This is a genomic window from Bradyrhizobium sp. BRP56 (genome assembly GCF_020194035.1).
Classification (GTDB): domain Bacteria; phylum Pseudomonadota; class Alphaproteobacteria; order Rhizobiales; family Xanthobacteraceae; genus Bradyrhizobium; species Bradyrhizobium australafricanum.
Window position 1 is genome coordinate 1 of sequence record NZ_JADYVV010000063.1, and the last position, 26,050, is coordinate 26,050.

The window sequence follows — 26,050 nt, forward strand, 5'->3', positions numbered from 1 at the left end:
CGCCGGGCTCGTCCACCTGCAGGATCCTGTGCATGCCCTCGACATAGTCGCGGGCGTGGCCCCAGTCGCGCTTGGCGTCGAGATTGCCGAGATAGAGCTTGTTCTCGAGGCCGACCTCGATGCGGGCGACGGCGCGTGTGATCTTGCGCGTCACGAAGGTCTCGCCGCGGATCGGGCTCTCATGGTTGAACAGGATGCCGTTGCTCGCGAACATGCCATAGGCCTCACGGTAGTTCACCGTGATCCAGTAGCCGTAGAGCTTGGCCACGCCATAGGGCGAACGCGGATAGAATGGCGTGGTCTCCTTCTGCGGCACCTCTTGCACGAGCCCGTAAAGCTCCGAGGTCGAGGCCTGGTAGAACCGCGTTTCCTTTTCCATGCCGAGGATGCGGATCGCCTCCAAGAGCCGCAGCACGCCGATCGCGTCGGCGTTGGCGGTGTATTCCGGGCTCTCGAAACTGACCTGGACGTGGCTCTGGGCGGCGAGATTGTAGATCTCGGTCGGCCGGATCTGCTGCACCAGGCGGATCAGATTGGTCGAATCCGTCATGTCGCCGTAGTGCATCAGGAACGGCACGTTGCCGGCATGCGGGTCCTGGTAGAGATGGTCGACGCGCGCGGTGTTGAACGAGGACGACCGGCGCTTGATCCCGTGCACGGTGTAGCCGAGACCGAGCAGATATTCGGCGAGATACGCGCCGTCCTGCCCGGTCACGCCGGTGATCAGCGCAACGCGCCGCTTTGAGTCCTGAGCCGCCGAATCCTTAACCGCCATGTCATCTCCAGAGAGCGCGAAAACCGCGCGATCCCGACGAGGCCGGTCTGTAGCATCCAGCCTGCCCCAAGTCTAATAGCTTAATCGTTTGAAATCAGGACTTTAGGACTGCGAAAACGGCTCAATGCGCCCGGAACCCGTCACTCGCCATAGTGGCGCAGCCGGTCGAGGTTCAGGATGGTCACCCCGCCATATTCGAGCCGCAACAGTCCTTCCCGCTCGAGCCGCTTCAGGCACTGGTTGGCATTCTGCCGGGAGATTCCCGACAGCGCCCCGATCTCCTCCTGGGTGATCTCGAGGTGCAGCGTCAGGTCGGGATAGAGAATCGGATTGAACAGCGAGGCGATCGAGCGCGCCAGTCGCGCCGTGGCGTCCAGCGTGCGGCCATATTCGAGCAGCGCGATGAACTGGCCGAGCCGCTCATTGAGCGAGCCGACCAGGAATCGGTTGAAGCCGACGCTGTTCTCGAACAGCCAGACGAAGGTCCGGCGATCCATCATCGCAAGGCGCGTGTCGCGCAGCGCGACCACATCGTAGCGCCGGGGCTCATTCTTGAGCACGGTCCCCTCGCCGAACCACGCGCCTGCGGTGAGGCCCGCGAAACTCGCCGCCTTGCCGCCGCGCGAGACGATGCCCATGCGCGCCAGCCCGGTGACGATGCCGGTCCAGTACTGGAAATTGTCGCCGCGCATGAAGATGAATTCGTTGGCGCGGTAGGATTTCTCGGAAATGCCGGCGCGTGCGATTTCGATTTCTTGCTCGCTCAGTTCGCGCGACCAGGCCGCGATGCGCCTCAGGTAATCAGCAGCAATCATTCTAGCGACGGCATCCCACCCCAAGATACTGCAACCATATTGCACCGCAGCAACGCCGTGCGCGAAGCCAGGGACCCGGGGCCTGGAATGCCAGCGAAAATTCCTGACCAAATGTCGGGCACATGACAATTCAACCTATCGCTTTCTCGTATTCAGAGCCACCTCGCGTAACGTCGCGCAGCTCCTCGATGGATCGCTGAAGGCGGACGACGCGAGAGACGGGCTTGCAGGCGGGTGCGGCGTTACCGCGCATGACGCAGGCGATCGGGGCGAGCGATCTCCCGAACGCCGGCATCATTAGTCGGATGGTCTCCCTTCGGCGGCCCATGTAAGATCGAAGAGTAAGATCGAAGCGAAGATAAAGAGCGCGCCAAAGCGCCCGTATCTGGAGGGAACAGGGTGGCTAATAGTCTCGAGGTGCGCGGAGTCTCATTGCGCTTTGGCGGCGTCCGCGCGCTGACCGAAGTGAGCTTCGGCGTCAACGAGGGCGAGCTGTTCTCCATCATCGGCCCGAACGGCGCCGGCAAGACCTCGATCGTCAACTGCATCTCCGGCCGCTACCGGCCGACCGAAGGCCAGCTGTTCTATCGCGGCCAGGACATTACCGGCCTCAACCCGAACGCGCGGCCCCGGCTCGGCATCGGCCGGACCTTCCAGAATCTCGCACTGTTCCACCACATGAGCGTGCTCGACAACATCATGGTCGGCCGCCATCACCTCCTGAAGAACAACTTCATCACGGGATCGCTGTACTGGCTGACCGGCGCGCGCCGCGAGGAGCTGGAGCACCGCCGCAAGGTCGAGGAGATCATCGACTTTCTCGATCTGCAGTCGGTACGCAAGGCGACCGCAGGCACCCTGCCCTACGGCCTGCGCAAGCGCGTCGAGCTCGCCCGCGCGATGGCGCTCGAGCCGCAACTGATCCTGCTCGACGAGCCGATGGCCGGCATGAACTTCGAAGAGAAGGAGGACATGGCGCGCTACATCGTCGATCTCAACGAAGAGTTCGGCATGACGGTGATGATGATCGAGCACGACATGGGCGTCGTGATGGACATCTCCCACCGCGTCATGGTGCTCGATTTCGGCCGCAAGATCGCCGAGGGCGATCCGGCCACCGTGCTCGCCGATCCCCATGTCAAGCGCGCCTATCTCGGCGAGGAAGACGAAGTGCTGGTCGACCCCGACGACAAGCCGGCGGTGCGGGAGAGTGCGGCATGATGGACTATGCCGGTCGCGCCGCGCAGGCCGACACCTTTCCCAAGATGCTGCGCCTGAACGCGAAGGAACACGGCCAAGAGATCGCGCTGCGCGAGAAGGATTTCGGGCTGTGGCGCGAATTCACCTGGAACGACTACCAGACCCGTACTCATGACTTCGCGCTCGGCATGGTCGAGCTCGGACTTGGCCGCGGCGACGTGATCGGCATTATCGGCGACAACCGGCCGGATTGGGTCGCCGCCGAGATCGCGGCCCACGCGATTGGCGCGATGAGCCTCGGCCTCTACCGCGACGTGCTGGACGAGGAGGCCGCCTATCTCCTGACCTATGGCGAGGCCAAGCTGGTCTTCGCCGAGGACGAGGAACAGGTCGACAAACTGCTCGGCCTTGCCGATCGCGTGCCCCACCTCAAGCACATCGTCTATTCCGACCCGCGCGGCATGCGCAAATACGACGATCCGCGATTGATGGAGGCGAGCAAGCTCGTTGCGCTGGGCCGCGATCGCGCCGCGCGCGAGCCCGGCCTGTACGAACGGCTGGTCGACGCCACGAAGGGTGAGGACGTCGCGATCCTCTGCACCACCTCGGGCACGACGGCCAATCCGAAGCTTGCGATGCTCTCGGCCGGGCGCGTGCTGCGGCACTGCGCGACCTATCTCGCCTTCGATCCGAAGGGGCCGGACGACGAATATGTTTCGGTGCTGCCGCTGCCCTGGATCATGGAACAGATCTACGCGCTGGGCAAAGGGCTGCTCTCCCGGATGAAGGTCAACTTCGTCGAAGAGCCCGACACCATGATGCACGACTTCCGCGAGATCGCGCCGACCTTCGTGCTGTTCGCGCCGCGGGTCTGGGAATCGATCGCGGCCGACGTCCGCGCCGGGGTGATGGACGCCTCGCCGTTCAAGCAGCGGCTCTATGACCTCGGCATGAAGACCGGGCTGGCGGCGCTTGCCGAGGGCAAGCGTTCTGTTTTCGCAGACCAGGTGCTGTTCCGCGCGCTGCGCGACCGGCTCGGCTTCACGCGGCTGCGCTCGGCGGCGACCGGCGGCGCGGCGCTCGGGCCGGATACCTTCAAGTTTTTCCAGGCGATGGGCGTGCCGCTGCGCACGCTGTACGGCCAGACCGAGCTGCTCGGCGCCTACACGCTGCATCCCGAAGGCAAGGTCGATCCCGACACCACCGGCGTGCCGATGGCTGACGACATCGAGATCCGCATCGACAATGCCGACGTCAACGGCGTCGGCGAGATCGTGGTGCGGCATCCCAACATGTTCCACGGCTATTACAAGAATCCCGAAGCCTCGGTCGCCGATATCAAGGACGGCTGGATGCATTCGGGCGATGCCGGCTACTACAACGACAACCGGCAGCTTGTCGTGATCGACCGCATCAAGGATCTCGCCGAGACCTCGCGCGGCGAGCGCTTCTCGCCGCAATATATCGAGAACAAGCTGAAGTTCTCGCCCTATGTCGCCGAAGCGGTCGTGCTCGGCGCCGGCCGCGACGCGCTCGCCGCGATGATCTGCATCCGCTACTCGATCATCTCGAAATGGGCGGAGAAGAACCGGATCTCGTTCACGACCTACACCGACCTGTCCTCGCGGCCCGAGGTCTATGCGCTGCTCAAGAAAGAGGTCGAGACGGTCAATGCCACCCTGCCGCCGGCGCAACGCATCTCGCGCTTCCTGCTGCTCTACAAGGAGCTCGATGCCGATGACGGCGAACTGACCCGAACCCGCAAGGTCCGCCGCGGCGTCATCAACGAGAAATACGCCGACATCATCGATGCGATCTACCGCGGCAAGGCCAGGATCCCCGTCGACACCGTGATTCGCTTCCAGGACGGCTCGACGCAGCGCGTCCGCACCACGCTCGAGGTCGTCGACCTCGGCCGCGCCGTGCTCGCGGAGGCCGCGGAATGACTGTATTGCGCGACCAGGGCGCGGTGCTCATGAATGTGCCCTCTCCCCTTGTGGGAGAGGGCGACACCGCTAGTCGACACGAACTCGCTTGGATGAGGGGTACCCTCTCCACGATCCCGATGCGGAGTCAACCCCTCACCCGGCTTCGCTTTGCGAAGCCACCCTCTCCCACAAGGGGAGAGGGTGCTGGCGCCGCAGTTCGGAGCGACCGCACCCCATGAACACCCAGTTCCTGATCCAGCTGATCGTCAACGGTCTCGTGGTCGGCACGCTTTACGGCGTGGTCGCGATGTCGTTCGTGCTGATCTACAAGGCGACGCAGGTCGTGAACTTCGCGCAGGGCGAATTGCTGCTGGTCGGCGCCTGGGTGTGCTGGGCGCTGCTGACGAAGTATCAGGTGCCGTTCTGGGTTGGCATGCCGATCACGCTGGTCTTCATGTTCATCTTCGGCATTGCGATCCAGGTCGTGATCCTGCGTCCGATGATCGGCGAGCCGATCATCTCCGTGATCATGGTGACGATCGGCCTGTCGACGGTGTTCCAGGCCGCTCTGAAGTGGATCTTCGGCGTCAACCCGCAGCCGTTCCCGCGCGTATTCCAGAGCCAGTCGGTCAGCCTGTTCGGGCTGCAGATCCAGACCGTCTATGTCATGAGCCTCGTGGTCTCGCTCGCCATGATGGTCGGCATGGCCTGGTTCTTCCGCGCCTCCAAATATGGCCTTGCGATGCGCGCCACCGCCTTCAACCAGCAGGTCGCGCAGTCGCTCGGCATTTCCGTCAAGAACGTGTTCGCGATGGCGTGGGCGATCTCGGCCACCGTCTCGGCGGTCGCCGGCGTCGTGGTCGCCGTGGTCAACGGCGTGTCGTCCGGCCTCTCCGCCTACGGCATCAAGGTGTTTCCGGCTGCGATCCTGGGCGGGCTCGACTCGGTCGGCGGCGCCGTGCTCGGCGGCATCATCATCGGGCTATTGGAAAACGTCGCCCAGTATGTCGACAGCCAGTATTTGCACTGGGGCAATCTCTATGAGATCGCGCCGTTCTACGTCCTGATCATCATCCTGATGATCAAGCCGTACGGCCTGTTCGGCACCAAGGATATTGAGCGGGTCTGATCAATGGCGACAAGCACACTCATCCCCTCGGGCGATTTCCGCACCAGCTACGCGGCCGACACCACTATCTTCCCGACCGCGACCAGCCGCAATTTCGCGATCCTCGGCATCGTGCTCGCCTGCTTCGCGCCGATGCTGCTGTCCAACTACCTGCTCTCGATCGCGATCCAGATCGGCATCTTCGCGATCGCGGCCCTCGGCCTCAACGTCCTGGTCGGCTTCACCGGCCAGATATCGATCGGCCACGCCGCCTTCTTCCTGTTCGGCGCCTTCACCTCGGCCTACATCTCCAACAACGCGCCGATCCCGGTGTTCTTCGCCATCCCCCTCGCCGGCGTCGTCACGGCGCTGGTCGGCCTGATCTTCGGCGTGCCGGCGGCGCGGCTGAAGGGGCTCTATCTCGTGATCGCGACGCTCGCCGCACAGTACATCCTGCTCGACTTTTTCTCGCGCGCCGAATGGTTCTCGGGCGGCTCGGTGCCGGCCAGCGCCAACCCGTTCTCGATCTTCGGCTACACCCTGCGTGGTGACCGGCAGTATTTCTACGTCGTGCTCGCCTACATGGTGATCAGCTATTTGCTTGTCACCAATCTGATGCGCACCCGCGACGGCCGCGCGCTGGTCGCGATCCGCGATCACTATCTCTCGGCCGAGATCATGGGCATCAACCTGACCAAGTACCGCACGCTGTCGTTCGGGCTTGCCGCCTTCTTTGCCGGCATCGCCGGCGCGCTCTACGCGCACTATCAGCTCGTCGTCTCTCAGGAAGGCTTTGGCATCGAGCGCTCGGTGCTGTTCCTCGCCATGGTCATCATCGGCGGCACGGGCTCGGTGATGGGCACGCTGATGGGCACGGCCTTCGTGGTGCTGCTGCCGGAATCGATGGAATGGCTGAGCGCCTGGCTGAAGGGCGGCGTCATCGACAAGGCGCTGCAGCTCAACAACAACATCACCTTCCTGCGCGAGATCGCGATCGGCCTGATCATCATCGGCTTCTTGATGTTCGAGCCGGACGGCCTCGCGCATCGCTGGCGGCAGATCAAGGCTTACTGGAAGCTCTACCCGTTCTCGCATTGACGCAAAGCACGGAACGCAACTCAAAATTCGGTTCAACGAATAAGCAGGAGGAAAGAAAAAATGACGATTAGATCCCTTTTGAGCTCGGTCTCCCTTGCGCTGCTGATCGGCAGCGCGGCCACCACCGCGCAGGCGCAGATCGCCATCGGCCATCTGCAGGACCTCTCGGGCGGCACGTCCGACGTCGGCACCCCCTATGGCCAGGGCGTCGCGGACACCTTCGCCTGGGTCAACAAGAACGGCGGCATCGGCGGCAAGCAGCTCAATGTCGACAGCAACGACTACGGATACCAGGTGCCGCGCGCCATCGCGCTGTACAAGAAATGGTCGGCGCCCGACGGCAAGGTCGCGGCGATCATGGGCTGGGGCACGGCGGATACCGAGGCCCTCACCGGTTTCCTGGCGCAGGACAAGATCCCAGACATCTCCGGCTCCTACGCCGCCGCGCTGACCGATCCGGAAGGCACCAGCGGCAAGGCCAAGCCCGCACCGTACAATTTCTTCTACGGTCCGAGCTATTCGGACTCGATGCGCGCGATGCTGACCTGGGCCGCCGAAGACTGGAAGGCCAAGGGCAAGCCCGGCAAGCCGAAATTCGTCCACATGGGCGCCAACCATCCGTATCCGAACGCGCCGAAGGCGGCCGGTGAGGCGCTGGCGACCGAGCTCGGCTTCGAGGTGCTGCCGCCGCTGGTGTTCGCGCTGTCGCCCGGCGACTACTCGGCGCAGTGTCTCAGCCTGAAAAGCTCGGGCGCAAATTATGCCTATCTCGGCAACACGGCGGCCTCGAACATCTCGGTGCTGAAGGCCTGCAAGACCGCCGGCGTCGATGTCCAGTTCCTCGGCAATGTCTGGGGCATGGACGAGAATGCGGCCAAGACCGCCGGCGATGCAGCCGACGGCGTGATCTTCCCGCTCCGCACGGCGGTGAGCTGGGGCGGCAACGCGCCCGGCATGAAGACGGTGATGGAAATCTCCAAGATGTCCGACCCGTCCGGCAAGGTCTATCGGCCGGTGCACTACATCGCCGCGGTCTGCAGCGCGCTCTATCTGAAGGAAGCGCTCGACTGGGCCGCCAAGAACGGCGGCGCCACCGGCGAGAACGTCGCCAAGGGCTTCTACCAGAAGAAGGATTGGGTGCCGGCCGGCATGGACGGCGTCTGCAATCCATCGACCTGGACCGAAAAGGATCACCGCCCGACCACGAAGGTCGACCTGTATCGCTCGAAGATCTCGGGCGCGACCGATGGCGACATCAACGACCTGATGGGCAAGGGCACGATCAAGCTCGAGAAGGTGAAGACCGTCGAGCTGCCGCGCAAGCCGGAATGGTTTGGGTGGTGAGGCAGGAGCCGATCACGTCCACAAATCGTCATGCGCGGGCTCGACCCGCGCATCCATCAAGCGAAGACGTATTCCGAGCGATGGATTGCCGGGTCATAGGCGAGCGGAAGCGACGCCGTCCTTCGGACGGCTATGCCCGGCAATGACATCGAAGGGTAACACAGGCCATGAACGAAACCCTCGAAGCCACCCGCCCGGGACCGACGGCAGTCCCGCCGCCGCCGCTGCTCAGCATCAACAACATCGAGGTCGTCTATGACGACGTCATCCTGGTGCTGCGCGGCCTCAGCCTCGAGGTGCCGAAGGGCGCGATCGTGGCGCTGCTCGGCGCCAACGGCGCCGGCAAGTCGACCACGCTGAAGGCGATCTCCGGCCTGCTCAAGACGGAGGACGGCGAGGTCACCCGCGGCGAGATCCTGTTCGAGGGCCAGCGCATCAACGGCATCGATCCGGACAAGATCGTCCGCCGCGGCATCTTCCAGGTCATGGAAGGCCGCCGCATCGTCGCCGACATGACGTCGCTGGAGAACCTGCGGCTCGGTGCCTTCACCCGGCGCGACGGCGAGGTCTCCGATGACATCGACTTGGTGTTCAAATATTTCCCGCGCCTGAAGGAACGCACCGGCCTCGCCGGCTATCTCTCCGGCGGCGAGCAGCAGATGCTCGCGATCGGCCGCGCACTGATGGCCCGCCCGAAGATGATCCTGATGGACGAGCCGTCGATGGGGTTGTCACCGCTGCTCGTCAAGGAAGTGTTCGCGATCATCAAGGAGATCAACCGCGACCTCGGCGTCACGATCCTCCTGGTCGAGCAGAATGCGCGCGCCGCGCTCTCGGTCGCGAGCCATGGCTACATCATGGAACAGGGCAAGGTCGTGCTCGACGGCTCCGCCGACGAGCTGCGCGACAATGAGGACGTCAAGGAATTCTACCTCGGCGGCGCCGGCGACCAGCGCAAGAGCTTCAAGAACCTGAAGAGCTTCAAGCGGCGCAAGCGCTGGCTGTGAGGATATCGAGCGTTTTCAGGCGGAGTTGCGTGTGCAGAAAACGCGTCAGACCAGGAAGGCGGTTCTATCCGAGCACCTGCTCGGCTTCAGTGACCGCGCAAAGCACATGATAGAACGACGACGCCGGGATCGTGGCGACCAGCGAATTGCCGTCGCGGTCGAACTGATCGTACCAGCCGCCGGCCACGGCATGGCCGAGATAGTGCCGCTCGAGCAGCAGCAGCGCCGCACGCGCCTCGTCCGCCGCGCCGGCTTCGCCCGACTCGGCCTGCGCGATCCACGCCTTCGCCAGCTCGCTCTGCGGCCACAGCCGCCGTGTGTGGCGGCGGATGTTGCCCTCGGCGTCGCCCTCGTCGACCAGGCAGCCGGTGGCCGCGTCGCGATAGCGCAGCGCCGATGCCAGCAGCTCGCCGCGCGGACGCCCGGTCGGGCAGCCGGTGATGCGCTCAAATCCCTTCAGCAACCAGACCCATTCCGCGAGGTGCCCGGGCTCGACGCTGACCGGCGGGATCTTCGACCAGTCCTCCTCGAAATATTCGCCGAGGGTTCGCGTCTGCTTGTCGTAGAGGCTGGCGAGGAACAGCGCGAAGAAATCGCCGGCGCGGTTCTGGAACGACAAATCGTGGGTCGCGTCGAAGCAGGCGATCATCGCCTCGAACAGATGCATCTGCGGGTTCTGCCGGCGCGGCATCGAGGGCGGCAGGCCTTCGTGGAAGCCGCCATGGGGCGAGCGCAGCTGGGTATCGAGGAACGACAGCAGCGCGTCGATCTCGGCGCGGATCTGGGCGTCCTGGTCGAGGCCGTAGACGGTCGCGAGCGCAAGCAGCACGAAGGCGTGGCCGTAGGTGTCGCGCAGCGCATCGTGCACGCCGCCCTCCGCGGTCAGGCTGTAGACGAAGCCGGGCCGGCCGTCCGGCGCCTTGGCCTTGGCCAGCAGGTAGTCCAGCCCCTTCAGCGCGATCGCGCGTCCTTCCGGATACCAGCCGAGCTGGGCCGCCTTGGCGTAGCAATAGATCTGGCGCGCCTGCACCATGATCCGGCGCGGGGCGGCGCGGTCGGCTGTCCCGTCCTGGTGCAGCCGGTCGACAAAGCCGCCGGCGGTGCTGTCCCAGCCTGCGGTCGACCACAGCGGCAGGGCCTGGTCGACGATTCGGCGCTTCAGCCTCGCGACGACGTCGGCGGCCCGATCCGCCGCAACGCTCTCTACCTCAGCCATCGTGCTTCCTGGAACCGTCCCAATGTCAGCGGTCACCGTCTGATAGCACGGGCGGACCGGCACGCAACCCGCGCACATCCTCTCAAGGACCTGCCATGACCGACCATTACGACGCCCTTGAAACGCGCGATCCGGCCGAGCGCGAGGCCGCGTTGTTCGCCCGGCTGCCCGAGGTGCTGCGCAAGGCGATGGCGGCGCCTGCCTATGCCAATTTGCTGAGGGGCACCGATCCCGCCTCCATCACCAGCCGGGAGGCGCTGGCGGGGCTGCCGGTGCTGCGCAAGTCAGAACTGCCGGCCCTGCACAAGGCCGCCCCGCCGTTCGGCGGCTTCGTGGCCGACACGCCCGGCTCGTTCGCCCGGCTATTCACCTCGCCCGGTCCGATCTTCGAGCCCGAGGGCCGTCAGGCGGACCCCTGGCGCGGCGCCCGGGCGCTGTTCGCGGCGGGCTTTCGCGAGGGGGATGTGGTGCTGAACACCTTCAGCTATCACCTCACCCCCGGCGGCTTCATCTTCGACGCCTCGGCGCGGGCGCTCGGCTGTGCGGTCATCCCGGCGGGCCCCGGCAATACCGAACAGCAATTCGAGCTGATCGAGGCGTATCGCCCGGTCGGCTATAGCGGCACCCCGGACTTCCTGAAGATCCTGCTCGACGCTGCCGCCACCGCCGGCCGCGACGTATCCTCGATCAAGCGCGCGCTGGTCTCGGGCGCGGCATTTCCGAAATCGCTGCAGGAGGAGATGAAGTCGCGTGGCGTCGAGGCTTACCAGGCCTTCGGCACCGCCGATCTCGGCCTGATCGCGTTCGAGACGGCGGCGCGCGAGGGAATGACGGTCAACGAGGACCTGATCCTGGAGATCGTCAAGCCCGGCACCGGCGATCCCGTTGCGCCGGGTGACGTCGGCGAGATCGTGGTGACCTCGCTCGATCCGCACCATCCCTGGATTCGCCTCGCGCTCGGCGACCTGACCGCCGCCCTGCCCGGCGCAAGCCGGTGCGGGCGCACCAACATGCGAATCAAGGGCTGGATGGGCCGTGCCGACCAGACGACCAAGGTGAAGGGGATGTTCGTGCGCCCCGAGCAGATCGCGGAGATCGGCAAGCGCCATCCCGAGCTTGGACGGCTGCGCCTCGTCGTCACGCGCGCCGGCGAGGCCGACGCGATGACGCTGAGAGCCGAATGTGCCTGGGCGCCGGATGCCCTGTTGAGCGAAGTTGCAGCGACGCTGCGTGCGGTAACAAAACTCGGCGGCACCGTCGAACTCGTCGGCACCGGCTCGCTGCCGAACGACGGCAAGGTGATTGCGGACGAGCGATAACCGTCGAGACCACACGGGGCGTGATCGGTCCAGATTTGTCGCGCGCGGCGTTGTGAAATATTGAGCTAGCTCATGCCTCGTGGAGACGAACGGATCATCACCTCATGAGCAGCGCTTCCGGAGATCAACCGCGAAAGCCGGCCGTGTTCTTCGATCGGGACGGCGTCCTGAACCAGGACATCGGTTACCTGTTCGAAAGCCACAGGCTGGTCTGGATCGACGGCGCGCGCGAGGCGGTCAAGGCCGTCAACGACATGGGCTATTTTGCGTTTGTCGTGACCAACCAGTCAGGCGTCGCGAGGGGTCTCTACGAGGAGACGCACGTCCGGCAGCTTCACGACTGGATGGCCGATGAGCTTGGCAGGATCGGCGCGCATATCGACGCCTTCGAATACTGCCCGTTCCATCCTGAAGGGACGGTTGAACGATATCGGCAGGTCAGCCACCGGCGCAAACCGTCGCCGGGCATGATCAATGACCTGCTGGAACGCTTTCCGGTCGACGTCGAACGCAGCTTTCTGGTCGGCGATCAGCCGACGGATCTCGAGGCGGCACATGCGGCCGGGCTGAAGGGCTACCTGTTCTCAGGCTCCAATCTGGAGCTGTTTCTGAGGCCTCTGCTGCTCGGGAGCTGAAGACCACAGCGTCAGGCGCGAAGCAGCGCTCGCGATCAGAACTTCCGGATCAGGTCGATCACCTCGTCCTGCTGCTGGCGGGTGATCTCGGCGAACATCGGCAGCGAGAGAATCCGGCCCTGATCGCGATGCGCGTTGGGGAACTGCTCGGGCCGGTGATCGAACCGCGCATAGGCCGGCAGGAACGGCAGCGCGGTGGGATAGTTGATGGCGGTCTGCACGCCGTTGGCGTTGAGATGGGCGGCGAGCGCGTCACGGCGCGGATGCCTGATCGTGTAGAGGTGATAGACGTGGCTACGTGCCGGCGCGACCTCGGGCACCACGACATCCTCGATCTGGTTGAGGCCGGCATCATAGACCTCGGCCGCGGCCTGCCGGGCCTCGGTCCAGGCGGCAAGATGCGGCAGCTTGGCGGAGAGGATCGCCGCCTGCATGCCGTCGAGCCGGCTGTTGATGCCTTCGATGTGGTGCTGGTGCTTCACCAGTCCACCATGGCGCGCCAGCATGGCCATCTGCTCGGCGAGCGCCGCGTCGCTGGTGACGACCGCGCCGGCATCGCCCATCGCGCCGAGATTCTTGCCGGGATAGAATGAATAGGTCGCGGCCGCGCCGAACGTACCGACCATGCGGCCCTTGTAGCGCGCCAGATGGGCCTGGGCGCAATCCTCGATCACCCACAGCTTGTGCTTCTGCGCGATCGCCATGATCGCGTCCATATCCGCGGGCTGGCCGTACAGATGCACCGGAATGATGCCGACCGTGCGCGGCGTGATCGCGGCCTCGATGGCCGCCGGATCGATCGTGAACGTCGCCTCGTCGGTGTCGCAGAATACGATGGTGGCACCGGAATGGGTGACCATCGCCGCGGTCGAGATCCAGGAATGCGCCGTCGTGATCACCTCGTCACCCGGCTCCACCTTCAGCGCCCGCATGGCGAGGTAAAGCGCGTCGGTGCCATTGGCGCAGGACACGCAATGAGCGACCTCGGCCGCCGCCGCAAATTCGCGCTCGAAGGCGTCGACATAGCTGCCGCGAATGAAGGCGTTGTCGCGGATCACGCCGGCGATCGCAGCGTCGATCTCGCCCTTGATGGACTGGTATTGCAGTTGCAGGTCGGCATACGGCACCGCCATCGATATTCCCCTATTGCCCTATTGGCTCGTCAGCAGCCGGCGCGCCGGATTGCCGGCATAGGTGCCTGATGTCGTGATGTCCTTGGTCACCACCGATCCGGCGCCGATGACGACGTCGTCGACGATCCTGACCGGCATGATCGTCGCGTTGGAGCCGATCGACACCCGGTTGCCGATCACCGTCTCGCGCCACAGCTCCTTGCGTCCACGCGCCGGGCCGCCGGTGGAGAACGTGTCGTTGACGAACATCACACCGTGTCCGACGAAACAATCCTCGCCGATGGTGACGAGCTCGCAGACGAAGGCATGCGACTGCACGCGGGTGCGCGCCCCGACGATCACGCCCTTCTGGATTTCGGTGAAGGGCCCGACGAAGCAGTCGTCGCCGAGCTTGCAGCCATAGAGGTTGCAGGGCTCGACGATCTTGACGCGTTCGCCGAACGCGACATCGCGCACGCTGGCCTGATGTACCTCCGGCCGGTTCACGAAACGACGCCCAGCCGGCTCAACCGTGGCGTGAAGCGCAGCGCGACTTCCTCGCCGGTCTCGATCGACTCGTAGAGGGCCGAGATCAGCTCCAGGCTCTTGCGGCCCTCGAGCCCGTCGACCAGCGCGGCGCGCTGGTTCTCCAGGCAATCGACCACATGGTGATAATAGGCCTGATGGCCGAAGCCGTAGACGTTGGGCGGGTTGACCGAGAACTTCTCCACGACGTCCTTGTCCGACGGCAGCTCGTCGACAAAGCGCCAGTGCCGGATCTGGTTGACCGCGAAGCCCGAAATCTCGACCGTGCCCTTCTCACCCAGGATCGAGAGCGAGCCCTCGAGATCGGTCGGGCGCGCTGCGGTGGTCGCCTCGATGATCCCGAGCGCGCCGTTGCGGAACTTCAGCGTTGCGACGGCCGTATCCTCGGTTTCGATATTGGCCAGCGCCGTTGCCGCGCGCGCATGCACGCTCACCACGTCGCCGAAGAACCACTCCAGCATGTCGACATGGTGGCTCGCCTGATTGGTCAGCACGCCGCCGTCATAGGCCCAGGTGCCGCGCCAATCGTCCTGGTCGTAATAGGCCTGGTCGCGGCACCAGCGCACCCGGACCGTCCCCAGGATGAGCTTGCCGAAGCGGCCGGCGTCGAGCGCCTCGCGCGCCTTGACCACAGGCACGTTGAAGCGGTTCTGCTTGACAATGAACATCTTGACGCCGGCCTCGTCGCAGGCCCGGATCATGTCGTCGGCGTCCTGCAGACGCAGCGCCATCGGCTTCTCGACCACGACGTGCTTGCCGGCCCTCGCGCAGGCGATCACATGCGCGGGGTGCTGACCGCTCGGCGTCAGCACGGCGATGGCATCGATGTCCTTCCGCGCCAGGAATTCGTCCATGTCGTAATGGGCCGCAACGCCGAACTTCCCGGCAACCGCATCGGCGCGCCCGCGGATCGGATCGCAGACCGCGACCAGGCTCGCTCCTTCGATGTGATTGCCACCTAGGAGATCCGAGTGACGCTTGGCGATACGCCCGCACCCGAGGAGGCCAAATCTGATCATGCAACAGGCCCTGTCTTGTCTCGTGGCTGGCCAGTGCAACCAGCCGAAGAGCCGAGGGAACAAGCGGCCTTGCGAGCCGCACGGTAGCGTTCCATTACCCAGAAAACCCGGGATAAAGCAAGGCCATGCGCCGATTAGGTGGCGGACGGCACGCCGATTCCGCCATGTTCGTCGCCGGGCAGTGGGGAGCAAGCCCGATCCGCACCGACCCCCGAATGTCGGCTCCCTATCAAACCTTGTGGTACTCGCGGTACCACTTGATAAATCGCGCGATCCCATCCTCGATGCTGGTCGCAGGCCGAAATCCGATGTCCCGCGCCAGATCTTCAATGTCTGCATAGGTCGCCGGCACATCGCCGGGCTGCATCGGAAGCAGTTCCCTGATTGCTTTCCGGCCGAGCTCCTTCTCCAGCAGAGAGACGACGTGCAAGAGCTCCTCGGGGTTATTGTTGCCAATATTGTAGATCTTCCAGGGCGCCCTGCTGCTCGAAGGATCGGGCGCGGCTGTGGGGGGGATTGATTGCCCCTGAGGTGGCCGCTCCAAGAGGCGGATGATCGCTTCGGCGATATCGTCAACAAACGTGAAGTCACGGCGCATATCACCGTTGTTGAACAATTTGATCGGCGTTTCACTCAAAATCGCTTTCGCGAAAATGAACATGGCCATGTCCGGGCGGCCCCACGGACCATAGACCGTGAAGAAACGCAGGCCGGTAGCAGGGATGCCGTACAGATGGCTGTACGAGTGCGCCATCAACTCATTGGCCTTCTTTGACGCGGCGTACAGGCTGATCGGATGGTCGACATTGTCATGCACCGAGAAGGGCAGTTTTGTATTGCTGCCGTAGACCGATGACGATGATGCAAACAGCAAGTGTCCGCACCCGTTGTGGCGACATCCTTCAAGAATATTGATGAAGCCCTCCAGGTTTGCATCCACATAGGCATGTGGATGCTCCAGCGAGTAGCGCACGCCGGCCTGGGCGGCGAGGTGGACAACGACAGGAAAACGATACGCGGCAAAGAGCGACTTGATACCCGCGCGATCAGTCAAATCGAGCTTCACAAAAGTGAAGTTCGGGTCGCGCTTCAGGATCTCGAGACGCGCTTCCTTCAGTTGAGGATCGTAATAGTCGTTGACGATGTCCAGGCCAACGACCTTGCGGCCCGCCGCCAAGAGGCGCTGGGCAACATGAAAGCCAATGAACCCGGCAGCTCCAGTGACCAGTGGTGTATCGTGCGACATCGCTTTCTCAGCCATTGTTCTATAGCCGCCAGAGCTCGATGCCGGCGGGAGCTACGCTACGGTCGAGCTTCGCTTTGACATCCAGAATGAGGCCCGTGCCGCCATCCAATAGGCGCTGAAAGAGCGGCCAGCCACCCGCGAGATAACTATCATGTGCCACAGCCAGGATCACCGCATCAGCCGGACCCAAGGCATCCAGATCAGTCAGCGTCAGCCCGTATTCGTGCCTTGCATCCTCCGCGTTCGCGAGAGGGTCATGCACCTGCACATGAATACCAAATGTCTCGAGCTCGCGGATGATGTCGACCACGCGGGAGTTGCGCGTGTCCGGAACGTTCTCCTTGAAGGTCAGGCCAAGCACCGTGACAGTGCTTCTGCCTCCCCTTCCCTTCCCGCGAAGCAGCATTCGAACACATTCGCGGGCAATGCGCTGACCCATGCCATCATTGATCCGGCGACCGGCCAGGATAACCTCCGGATGGTAGCCCGCTCGCTCGGCACGGAAAGTCAGATAGTAGGGGTCGACGCCGATGCAGTGGCCACCGACGAGGCCAGGCTGAAACGGCAGAAAATTCCATTTGGTGCCCGCGGCGGCCAAAACGTCGCCGGTGTCGATATTCAGCACCTGAAAGATCAGCGACAGCTCGTTCATGAACGCGATGTTGAGATCGCGCTGCGTGTTCTCGATGACCTTGGCAGCCTCGGCCACCTTGATGGAAGGTGCGCGATGGATACCAGCGGTCACGACGGACCCATAAACATCGGCGACGATATCGAGCGTTTTTGGATCCTGAGCCGAGACGACCTTCATGATGGTCTCGAAGCGGTGCAGCTTGTCGCCGGGATTGATCCGTTCGGGAGAGTACCCGACCGCGAAGTCCACCCCCGGTTTCAAATCCGATACCTTCGCCAGGATGGGGATACATTCCTCTTCGATCGCGCCAGGATAAACCGTCGATTCGTAGACGATGATGTCGCCCTTCTTGAGTACACTTCCGACCGTGCGCGACGCGGCAATCATCGCCCCCAGATCCGGCCGGTTCGCATCGTCGATTGGCGTCGGCACGGTGACGATGAAAAAATCCGAGCCACGGATCGCCGCCGGATCCACGCTGAAGGTCAGGGAACCATGGCGAAGATCGTCGGCGTCGACTTCACGCGTCCGGTCAAACCCTTCGCTGAGCTCGGCGACACGGCTCGTGTCGACGTCAAAACCAACGACGGGAATCCCCTTGCGCGCGAAGGCAACCGCAACGGGAAGCCCGACATAACCCAATCCGATAACTGCAATCTTTCGGGAATGTGACATCAAAAAAGTTCCGGCCCAGGCTCACCATCGACGCCGGTTGTTTAGCCGCCCGACCGCTTGCGTCGCAAGAGCGAAAGTCCTTAAAATTCCAAGGATTTTGCCGCAAAAAGCATGCTATTGCCAGCGCGACTCAAACAGAATAGCAAGGTACACTAACCTCTCCGGCCCATTGGCATCCCTTTGAGGCACCTGCGACACACCCGCATGCGTCGGCCATTGAATTCTGTCGCCCCCCGTCCTGGTGTCGCCAGTTTCGTTCGATCGGCTCCCACCTTCGTGGCTATTGGTTTGGGCTCGAACCGGCTCATCAACCTTCGATTGCCGCCCTATTCCCGTGGTCCAGATGCGATGTGAACTCATGGTGCGGCAACAGCAATCGCCCGGGCTCGGTCCCTGCCCACCGACCGATTTGCAAGACTTCCTGTAGGCCACGATGTGCGGAATCGCCGGATTTCTCGCGGACCCCAGCCGTCGGACATCGATTGACCAGCTGAAATCCATCGCTGACGCCATGGACGTCAGCCTGGAACATCGCGGGCCCGACGATCACGGCGTGTGGGTCGATGCCGAAGCTGGCATCGCGCTCGTTCACCGCCGCCTGTCGATCGTGGATCTTTCGCCCGCCGGGCACCAGCCGATGCACTCGGCCGACGGCCGCTTCGTGATCGTCTACAATGGCGAGGTCTACAGCCACCTTCCGATCCGGGCCGAGATCGAAGCGACCGGTCATCGCTTTCGCGGACACTCGGACACCGAGGTCCTGCTCGAATCGTTTGCCCGATACGGAATCCGCGTGACGGCCGACCGACTGATTGGAATGTTTGCGATCGCGATCTGGGACAGGCAACGGCGAACCCTGAAACTCATTCGCGATCGTCTCGGTATCAAGCCGATCTATTGGGCCAAGATCGGCGGACTGTTCATGTTCGGCTCGGAGCTCAAGGCGCTCCGCCAGCATCCGGGATGGACGCCTCGGATCGAACCTGCGGCGGTCGCCTCGTTCATGCGCCATAATTACATCCCCGCTCCCCACACGATCTATCGGGATGTCCACAAACTCGAGCCGGGAAGCATTCTGACGCTGGAGGTCGGTCGCGAACCGCAAACCGAGAAATTCTGGGATGCCCGGCAGGTGGCTCTCGACGGGCTGAGCAATCCGCTCACTGGAAACGAGGCCTCGCTGGTCGAACAGCTTGAGACGCTTCTTGTGGACGCCGTCCGCAAGCGAACGATGGCGGATGTGCCGCTCGGGGCCTTCCTCTCCGGCGGCGTCGATTCATCGACCGTCGTCGCGTTGATGAAGGCCGCAAATGTCGGACCGGTCAAAACGTTTTCGATCGGCTTTGAGCAGAAGGCTTTCAACGAGGCTCCCCACGCCGCCGCAATCGCCAGACATCTCGGAACCGAGCACACCGAACTCATCGCAACCTCGCAGCAAGCGCTCGAGGTCGTACCGAAGCTTTCCGAAATCTTCGACGAGCCGTTCGCTGACTCGTCACAGATTCCGACCTACCTGGTTTCGGCGATGACACGCAAGCACGTCACTGTCGCACTTTCGGGCGATGGCGGCGACGAACTCTTCTCGGGCTACAATCGATATCAGCTGACCCGGCGTTCCTGGAGGATGCTTTCGCTGGTGCCGACTCCCGCGCGAAAGGCACTCGCAGCGGGCCTGACTTCGGTAAGCTCGGAGCGATGGAACGCGATTTTCGACTACCTTCCGGAGCACAGCTATCCACGACTGCCGGGCGACAAGATTCATAAATTCGCGAACGTGCTCGGGTTGAACGATGCCGATGAGCTGTACAGAAAGCTGATTAGCCATTGGGACCCGGATAGCATCGCGCCCGGCGTGGGGGAAGCCCGTGGGGTCTTGTGGGATAATTCCGTACGGACCGACTTTCCGAACTTGCTCGATCGAATGCAATTCCTCGACTCGGTGACCTATCTTCCCGACGATATCCTGACGAAGGTCGATCGTGCGAGCATGGCGGTCGCTCTTGAAGCGAGAGTGCCGCTGCTCGATCACCGCGTTGTCGAAATGGCCTGGCGGCTCCCGCACTCCGTCAAGATCCGGCGCGGCGTCAGCAAATGGCTGTTACGTCAGGTTCTGTACCGTCACGTCCCGAGAAATCTCGTCGAACGTCCAAAGATGGGCTTTTCTGTTCCACTCGACGAATGGCTGCGCGGGCCGTTGCGGCAGTGGGCAGAAAATCTGCTTTCCGAGAAGCGGTTGCGGGAGACGGATCTCTTCGACGTCGCGCTCATTCGCCGGCACTGGACCGAGCATCTGTCGCGCAAGCGCAACTGGCAATACGCGCTCTGGGACGTCTTGATGTTCGAAGCCTGGCGTGAACGGTGGGGATAGATTACTTCGAAATCCGGATGCTCGGGATATCATTCGGAATCTTGCCCTCCAGCAAGCCGCGATAAAGATCCTCATAGCGCGACACACAAGCATCCAGGCTGAAGGTCTTTTCGGCCCGATCTGCCGCGTTCATACCCATCCGGACTCGCAATGCCCCGTCCACCGAGAGACGGAGTATCGCCTCGCTCATCGCCTTGGGGTCACGCGGCGGCACAATGACCCCGGTTTCTCCGTTGATGTTCGCCTCCGGGTTCCCTCCCACGTCAGTTGCGATCACTGGAAGTCCGGCCGCCATGCTCTCGAGCACCGCATTCGAGAACCCCTCCTCGTGCGAGGACAGAACACCGATGTCGGCGCCACACAGGAGGTCAGGCACGTCGCTTCTTGAATCGAGAAAGAGCACGTTGTCAGCTATTTTGAGATTCGTCGCTTGTTCACGCAGCGCCCCGCCGATTCCGTCGTCGCGCCCCACCACTAAGAGCCTCCAGCCGGCGGGCAAATGGGGGCAAGCCATCGAGAAAGCCACGAGCAAATCCTGATGTCCTTTGTAAGGGATGAGGTTTGCCACCATAATGAAAACAAGCGCGTCTTGATCGATTTCGAGGGAGGCACGCACGCCCTGCCGCACCATCGAAGACTTTTGATACTTTGCGAAATCGATGCCGTTGTAGATCAGGCCGAGCCGATCTGCCTGGACGTTTTCGTCATCATGCAGTTGGCGCACCACGCTGTTTGAATTGCCGAGAATGGCCGTCATATGGGGATGCAGCCAGCCTTCGATCGCAGGACTAAAGCGAATGTTACGCTGATAGTAATTGAGGCTTCGTCGGCTCATGATCCGAACGGGAACGCGAGCCAGAATCGACGCCGGAGCCCCCAGGATGTATGCCCCAGGCAAAAAGAAATGAGCGATTGCCGGACGAAATCGGCGCATGACCCGGCAAAGCCAGAGTACCGTCTCAGCGAGACGCACGAAGCTTCGTATCCGAGACGCGCCGCCGGAACGCCGCGCGACCGGACGGGCTATCACCTCGAAGCCGGCCGCCTCCAGACCGTCTGCGAGCTTGCCTCTCTCGGTCAAGCAACAAACGACCGGCTTCCATCGGCCGCGATCAAGTCTCGGGATGATCTGTGCCAGATGCCGCTCGGCTCCCCCGACATCGAGGGAGCCGATCACGTATATGATCGGGAGTGGGCTCATTGTCTGAAAATCAATGACATCCTCGCCGCGACCGCGAACGCCTTGTCGCGATCCCATGCGGCAGAGCACGTAACATCGTTCCTCTACGCATTCCGAACAAACAGGAATTCGGAATTTGCTTCGCCGGTTGCGATCTTCTCGAGCTTGAAGCCCATCTTCTCGACAAAATCGATCGCGTCCTTGTCGTAGACGAACTCCATGGGCCAGCCGCCGAGCCAATCGCGGATGTCGGTAAACTTGTTCATGCCGCGCATTTTCTTGTATTCCCGCACCCGCCGCAGGAACGCGGGCAAATTGCGCGGATCTCGGTACATCTCGAAACGCCAGACGTACCAACCGTCCATGAGCCTGCGCCGCAGCCAACCGGAAGCAACGTATCGGCGCTTCACATCAAGCCAGAACTCCGGAGTCGGATCTTTCTGCACGTCGGCCGAGTAGAGTGCGATGTAGAACAGTCCTCCCGGCTTCACTCGGCTGGCTGCATTTTTAATCGCATGCCAGACCTCGCCCGTGTGATGCAGCACACCCCACGAATAGACCAGATCGTAGAGCGGCAATTTGGCGACGTAGGCATCGTCGAGAACCGACCCCTGCTCCGCGGTCCAATTGGCAGGGTTGCCCGCTTGCGACTGGACAAATTTGCTGGCCCGGACCGAATCCGGATCATAGTCGAAGCCGTCCACTCGGGCGGCGCCTGCATCGAGCATGGCAATCGAATGCAGCCCGCTGCCACAGCCAATATCGATAACCGTCAGGCCATTGAGATCGGATCGCCCCATGAACTGAAGGATATGACGCTTCGAAGTCTGAACCTTCTCCGCGTCAAAATTCTTCTGAATGAAGTCATGCCAATTCTTTCCGAACTCGAAGCGCTTCTCTTCTACCTGGTCCATCAAATTGTCCTCTGGAATCCGTTTAACCATACACCGCGAGCGTTTCATCGATCGCACGCTGAACCCCGAAGCGCTTGAACGCGAACTCAGGACCATCTTTCGCCGCGGCTTCTCGCCAGTGGCCGTCTCGCAAAAGGCGCACGATTTGGCAAGCACTCGATGCCGCGTCCCAGCCTTGGAGAACCCACCCTGACTTGCCGTGATTGACAGCCTCTGGCGCGCCGCCGGCGGGCGTCGTCACAGCGGGCACCCCCAAGAACTGCGCTTCGACCAAAACGTTCGGAAGCCCCTCCGCACGGGAGGTCAGAAGCATCAGGTCCATGCTGGCAATAGCGGCCATCGACTCCTTCAGATGGCCCGCGAAAAACACGGCTCCTGCCAAATCGTCAGCAGCCGCGCGAGCCTCCATGACCGCGCGCAAAGGTCCATCCCCAACGATCAGAAAACGCACATCAGGCAGTTCCCGGCGGATGAGCGCTGCGATCTCCAGCCACAGCATGGGGCACTTTTCCTCGGTGAAACGCATCACGGTCCCCACAACCTGCGCGCCGGGTTCAATCCCGACGCGCTGTCGGAGCTTAGCGCAATCCGCCTTGTACCCCGCCAGCTCGGACTCATCAAAGGCATAACCATTGCGGACAACGCCAATCGAGTCCTTGGCCAATCCAAGCCACGCCTCGTAAGCCCTCGCGCCGGCCGCACTGTTGTTGATCATCTTGACACCCGGCTGACGCGCGAGCCAGCGGTAGCTTTCACGCATGTATGGCTGATGAAAAACGAAATTGATCGGCGGCAAACTACGTTGCGAGATGATGATCTTTGGCACGCCGGTCAGCACCGCCGCGATACCCCCTTTGATGTTGACTTCGTCGAGCCACAGATGGGCAATCTCGGGGTTCTGCGCCGCCAATGTCTTGGCATAGAGGGCCACGTCGTCCCGCAGTTCCGGCGGCAAGGCATCGACGACGGCGCGCCGCGCCGGTTCGAGGTTGCTGTCCACCTCAGTGCCGATGACGCTGGCTGCAATATCCCTGGACTCCAGCTCCGGCAGAAAAAACCTGCTGACTGGGGAGGATAGATTGACGCATGCCACGCGGATGCTTGGCTTCCGGCCTTCGCGAAGCCCCCGCGCCGTGACCACCAATTGGCGCTCTGCACCGCCTGGGCCAAGCGTGCCGATCATCATCGTCACACCGTGCTGCTGCGCAATCGATCTCCTCGCGGCCGAGACACCTTGCCTCTCCAGCTGGATACCGAACTGCCTGAGCGCGCGACGATGTCGTCCATCAGGCATCGCCAGGACGAGCTTGAGAATTCCACGCTCGACCCGCTCCACCATGCTGAGTTCTGCCGGATCGCGCGCCAACAAGGGACGACAGCGAGCCATCTTCGACCAGGCGAACAAATACGCATCTTTGAACGTGACGATTGGAGGTCGACGCGGCCGGTACTGCCGAATAAATGCAATCGTGCGGTGCGGCAGATTGCGACGGACCGCCACGGCGAATGCCCTCGCCACGAATTTTGGCCCTATTGCAAACATGGAAGAAACGGTCCGCGCCGGCGGCCGCCATGCAGCATTGCCCTTCGATGTCGCTTGTTCCTCCTTGCCCACGTTCTTCGCCCCCTAGACAAATGGCCTAGCCGGCCCCCGTTCAAATCTTGCGGTCATGGGTTTGCTCGATCCTGCTTAATACGCACGATGGGTTCGGCACTAGCTTCGGCCCGGTCGCCCGCTCACGATCGATAGATCCAGGACGGGAGCTTGGCTGCAAACCACCGCAGCGCCCAAGGTCGTTGCGGTCGATCTGCCTTCTCCACAACAGGATCAGCCGACGGACCCGCCTCAACAACCTCGCTATCAACTGCCGAACGGACCGCAATTTCATCGCGGGCGGCCAGCATCCCGTCGGCCATAAGCTCTATATTAAAAGAAGTCTTGACCTGTCGCGGGGCCAGTTGCGCAGCTTTTTCTCTCCAGCGCAAGTTGCCTAGCAAGTCAACGATAGTATCAGCCATAACCCGCGCTGTCGCATCGGGCTTGAATATCTGCCCCGTCTTGCCATCCAGCACAGCCTCGGGAGCGCCTCCAGCGGAGGTCGTAGCGACGGGAACCCCAAGGGCCTGAGCTTCGAGAATGACGTTTGGAAGACCCTCGATACGAGACGCCAGAAAGAATAGGTCCATTGCTGCGATTGCCGCGGCCGGGCGCAGTTCCAGATCGGCAAATATCAATGCGCCGGTCAACCCAAGCTGCTCGGCGCGAGCGCGAACATCATCGAACCGCGCGCCATTGCCCACCAGCAGGAAGCGCACATTCGGCATTTTCTCACGTATTATCGCGGCGACATCGAGCCAGAGGAACGGACGTTTCTCCGTCATCATCCTGAAGACACCGCCAACAATCAGCATCTTCTCATCGATGCCCAACGCCGCTCGGTATTGTTTTCTCAGGACCTTGGGTGCAGCATCATTGTCGAGGTCAATTCCGTTGTGCACGACCTTGATCGCTCCCTCTGGGAGCTCCAGCCACGCGGCATACGCGCGCGCACCAGCATGGCTGTTATTTAGCATCTGCAGGTTCGGTTGCTCTGCCAAGAACCGATAACAATCACGATGGTACCCGTGATAGTAAGGGAAATTGTAGGATGGCATATTGCGAAAGCAGAGCAATGTTCGGGGGATCTGCAGTACGGTCGCTGCGATGCCTCCTTTGATGCACACTTCGTCCATCCAGAGATACACCGTCTCGGGATTTACATCCGAGAGAACGTCGTAGTAGGCCCTTACGTCAGCGAGCTCCGGCGACAACACTTCAAATGGATCGGGATCCGCCGTCTTCCCGGATCCGGTCGGAGATTTGGCGGCAGAGAAGCCGTCGATGATTTTGACGCCCGCCTTCTGCAACCTGGCTCTGAAGAAATTCTCCCGTTCCGTCGCCGGCGGATGGACGAGCGCCACAGTAACTGAATCAATCCCTCTCGATACGATCTGTTCGACCAAGGCGACCATTTGCCGTTCGGCGCCACCCGGGCCCAACGAACCAATGATCATCAGGATTCCACTGCGATGCGGCGACGCCTTTGCCGACGCGCTCGACCTCGCCTGCGCAGCAAGGGCCTGAAAGGCCGTTAATTGCTCCTGATAGTCGGTCGCTCGCCCCTTCTGCCCAATGTACAGAAGTCGATTCCCCGCCCCAGCCTGAGTTGGCTTGTTCTGGCGCATGTTCTGAAGCCAATCCGGCAAAGGATCAACGAGCGGCTTTCCGCTCCAGAAGGCATCGTTCGGGACAAAGATGTTGTCGTCGAACCCCACCTGATGCGTCACCACCTCGTCGAAGCCGAACCGGGAGAGAAGTGCTTTCAGTGACGATTGATCGAGTGAGCGAACGTGCTGCCAGCGATGGAACAGCAAATTGCTGACCGGGCAGTATGCCATGTCCAAATCGAGGTCTTCGTTGTTGGGCGTCGTGATGACCAACACGCCCCCGGGCCGCACAAAGCGCGCCAGACGATCAAGCGTGACGTCCATGACCTCGTCCAGAACATGCTCGATGACCTCGGACATGATTACGACATCAAAGGTCTCCGTCGAGTCGTCGCCCACGACGCCCAGGAATCCATCGAAATTCTCCAGCGCACGCTGCAGATTTGCCGCGCGTCCTTTCGACGGCTCGTATCCCGCCACAGTCAGGCCCCGCTGGGCCATGAAGCGAAGAAGGTGGCCATCGCCGGCACCGAAATCGAGAATGCGTCCGTGCTTTGGAAGTATGTGATCGATAGCCGTAATGACACTACGGCCGCCAAGCTTCGCGAAACTGAGTTCGGTCAGCCGGGTTTGCCCCACATTGTCCCAGAACCGGTTGACCAGTTCGGGGGTCCACTTCAAGCGTTCCGCAGCCATGTCAGAGC

Annotated in this window: 21 protein-coding genes; 9 read left to right on the plus strand and 12 right to left on the minus strand. The window is 62.4% G+C overall.

Annotated features, from left to right (window positions below):
• A partial coding sequence (gene gmd / locus I6F38_RS33135) for a GDP-mannose 4,6-dehydratase (RefSeq protein WP_225163381.1) occupies nt 1–775 on the minus strand: 775 nt, incomplete at its 3' end.
• Between the two features lie 140 nt (nt 776–915).
• Nucleotides 916–1,590 carry a Crp/Fnr family transcriptional regulator gene (locus I6F38_RS33140; protein ID WP_028343069.1) on the minus strand — a complete coding sequence of 225 codons (675 nt, stop codon included), beginning with the start codon at nt 1,588–1,590 and terminating at the stop codon, nt 916–918.
• 399 nt (nt 1,591–1,989) lie between these two features.
• On the opposite strand from I6F38_RS33140, the gene I6F38_RS33145 reads away from it, so the two are divergent.
• From I6F38_RS33145 to I6F38_RS33170, 6 genes are all read left to right on the plus strand, one after another.
• On the plus strand, nt 1,990–2,811 hold the full coding sequence (locus I6F38_RS33145; protein ID WP_016847995.1) for an ABC transporter ATP-binding protein: 822 nt from the start codon (nt 1,990–1,992) through the stop codon (nt 2,809–2,811).
• Nucleotides 2,808–4,736, plus strand: coding sequence for a long-chain fatty acid--CoA ligase (locus I6F38_RS33150; RefSeq protein WP_172647637.1), 1,929 nt, complete (start codon nt 2,808–2,810; stop codon nt 4,734–4,736). Before I6F38_RS33145 ends, I6F38_RS33150 begins: the two co-directional genes overlap by 4 nt.
• Nucleotides 4,737–4,953: 217 nt before the next feature.
• Complete coding sequence (locus tag I6F38_RS33155; RefSeq protein WP_028343071.1) at nt 4,954–5,847, plus strand: branched-chain amino acid ABC transporter permease; 894 nt, start codon at nt 4,954–4,956, stop codon at nt 5,845–5,847.
• 3 nt (nt 5,848–5,850) lie between these two features.
• Nucleotides 5,851–6,924 carry a branched-chain amino acid ABC transporter permease gene (locus tag I6F38_RS33160; protein ID WP_225163382.1) on the plus strand — a complete coding sequence of 358 codons (1,074 nt, stop codon included), beginning with the start codon at nt 5,851–5,853 and terminating at the stop codon, nt 6,922–6,924.
• Between the two features lie 60 nt (nt 6,925–6,984).
• Nucleotides 6,985–8,268, plus strand: coding sequence for an ABC transporter substrate-binding protein (locus I6F38_RS33165; RefSeq protein WP_172647636.1), 1,284 nt, complete (start codon nt 6,985–6,987; stop codon nt 8,266–8,268).
• A 167-nt stretch (nt 8,269–8,435) separates the two neighbouring features.
• The gene (locus I6F38_RS33170; protein WP_172647635.1) at nt 8,436–9,275 is read left to right on the plus strand and encodes an ABC transporter ATP-binding protein; all 840 of its coding nucleotides are present in this window, start codon (nt 8,436–8,438) and stop codon (nt 9,273–9,275) included.
• A gap of 64 nt (nt 9,276–9,339) precedes the next feature.
• On the opposite strand, the gene I6F38_RS33175 is transcribed toward I6F38_RS33170, so the two are convergent.
• Nucleotides 9,340–10,491, minus strand: a complete 1,152-nt coding sequence (locus tag I6F38_RS33175; protein WP_172647634.1) for an AGE family epimerase/isomerase — start codon at nt 10,489–10,491, stop codon at nt 9,340–9,342.
• A gap of 95 nt (nt 10,492–10,586) precedes the next feature.
• Here I6F38_RS33175 and I6F38_RS33180 point away from each other — a divergent pair, with 95 nt between their 5' ends.
• Both I6F38_RS33180 and I6F38_RS33185 read left to right on the plus strand, forming a co-directional pair.
• The gene (locus tag I6F38_RS33180) at nt 10,587–11,810 is read left to right on the plus strand and encodes an AMP-binding protein (protein ID WP_225163383.1); all 1,224 of its coding nucleotides are present in this window, start codon (nt 10,587–10,589) and stop codon (nt 11,808–11,810) included.
• A gap of 104 nt (nt 11,811–11,914) precedes the next feature.
• The gene (locus tag I6F38_RS33185; protein WP_172647632.1) at nt 11,915–12,445 is read left to right on the plus strand and encodes an HAD family hydrolase; all 531 of its coding nucleotides are present in this window, start codon (nt 11,915–11,917) and stop codon (nt 12,443–12,445) included.
• A gap of 35 nt (nt 12,446–12,480) precedes the next feature.
• Here I6F38_RS33185 and I6F38_RS33190 read toward each other — a convergent pair whose 3' ends face one another.
• The 5 genes from I6F38_RS33190 to I6F38_RS33210 all read right to left on the minus strand — a co-directional run bounded on the left by I6F38_RS33190 (nt 12,481) and on the right by I6F38_RS33210 (nt 17,677).
• Nucleotides 12,481–13,578 carry a DegT/DnrJ/EryC1/StrS family aminotransferase gene (locus I6F38_RS33190; RefSeq protein ID WP_172647631.1) on the minus strand — a complete coding sequence of 366 codons (1,098 nt, stop codon included), beginning with the start codon at nt 13,576–13,578 and terminating at the stop codon, nt 12,481–12,483.
• Nucleotides 13,579–13,596: 18 nt separating this feature from the next.
• The gene (locus tag I6F38_RS33195) at nt 13,597–14,064 is read right to left on the minus strand and encodes an acyltransferase (protein WP_172647630.1); all 468 of its coding nucleotides are present in this window, start codon (nt 14,062–14,064) and stop codon (nt 13,597–13,599) included.
• A complete protein-coding gene (locus tag I6F38_RS33200) occupies nt 14,061–15,122 on the minus strand; it encodes a Gfo/Idh/MocA family oxidoreductase (RefSeq protein ID WP_172647629.1) in 1,062 nt (353 codons plus the stop codon). The genes I6F38_RS33195 and I6F38_RS33200 overlap by 4 nt, the downstream gene beginning before the upstream one ends.
• A gap of 229 nt (nt 15,123–15,351) precedes the next feature.
• The gene (locus I6F38_RS33205; protein WP_172649140.1) at nt 15,352–16,368 is read right to left on the minus strand and encodes an NAD-dependent epimerase; all 1,017 of its coding nucleotides are present in this window, start codon (nt 16,366–16,368) and stop codon (nt 15,352–15,354) included.
• Between the two features lie 19 nt (nt 16,369–16,387).
• Nucleotides 16,388–17,677, minus strand: coding sequence for a nucleotide sugar dehydrogenase (locus I6F38_RS33210; RefSeq protein ID WP_172647628.1), 1,290 nt, complete (start codon nt 17,675–17,677; stop codon nt 16,388–16,390).
• A 433-nt stretch (nt 17,678–18,110) separates the two neighbouring features.
• Here I6F38_RS33210 and asnB point away from each other — a divergent pair, with 433 nt between their 5' ends.
• Nucleotides 18,111–20,045: an asparagine synthase (glutamine-hydrolyzing) gene (asnB, locus tag I6F38_RS33215; protein ID WP_172647627.1), complete on the plus strand. Its 1,935-nt coding sequence runs from the start codon at nt 18,111–18,113 to the stop codon at nt 20,043–20,045.
• Between the two features lies 1 nt (nt 20,046).
• On the opposite strand, the gene I6F38_RS33220 is transcribed toward asnB, so the two are convergent.
• The 4 genes from I6F38_RS33220 to I6F38_RS33235 all read right to left on the minus strand — a co-directional run bounded on the left by I6F38_RS33220 (nt 20,047) and on the right by I6F38_RS33235 (nt 26,042).
• The gene (locus I6F38_RS33220; RefSeq protein WP_172647626.1) at nt 20,047–21,222 is read right to left on the minus strand and encodes a glycosyltransferase; all 1,176 of its coding nucleotides are present in this window, start codon (nt 21,220–21,222) and stop codon (nt 20,047–20,049) included.
• A 107-nt stretch (nt 21,223–21,329) separates the two neighbouring features.
• The gene (locus I6F38_RS33225; RefSeq protein ID WP_172647625.1) at nt 21,330–22,139 is read right to left on the minus strand and encodes a class I SAM-dependent methyltransferase; all 810 of its coding nucleotides are present in this window, start codon (nt 22,137–22,139) and stop codon (nt 21,330–21,332) included.
• Nucleotides 22,140–22,161: 22 nt separating this feature from the next.
• Nucleotides 22,162–23,754: a glycosyltransferase gene (locus I6F38_RS44290; protein WP_172647624.1), complete on the minus strand. Its 1,593-nt coding sequence runs from the start codon at nt 23,752–23,754 to the stop codon at nt 22,162–22,164.
• 122 nt (nt 23,755–23,876) lie between these two features.
• Nucleotides 23,877–26,042, minus strand: a complete 2,166-nt coding sequence (locus tag I6F38_RS33235; protein WP_172647623.1) for a methyltransferase domain-containing protein — start codon at nt 26,040–26,042, stop codon at nt 23,877–23,879.
• Nucleotides 26,043–26,050: the final 8 nt, after the last annotated feature.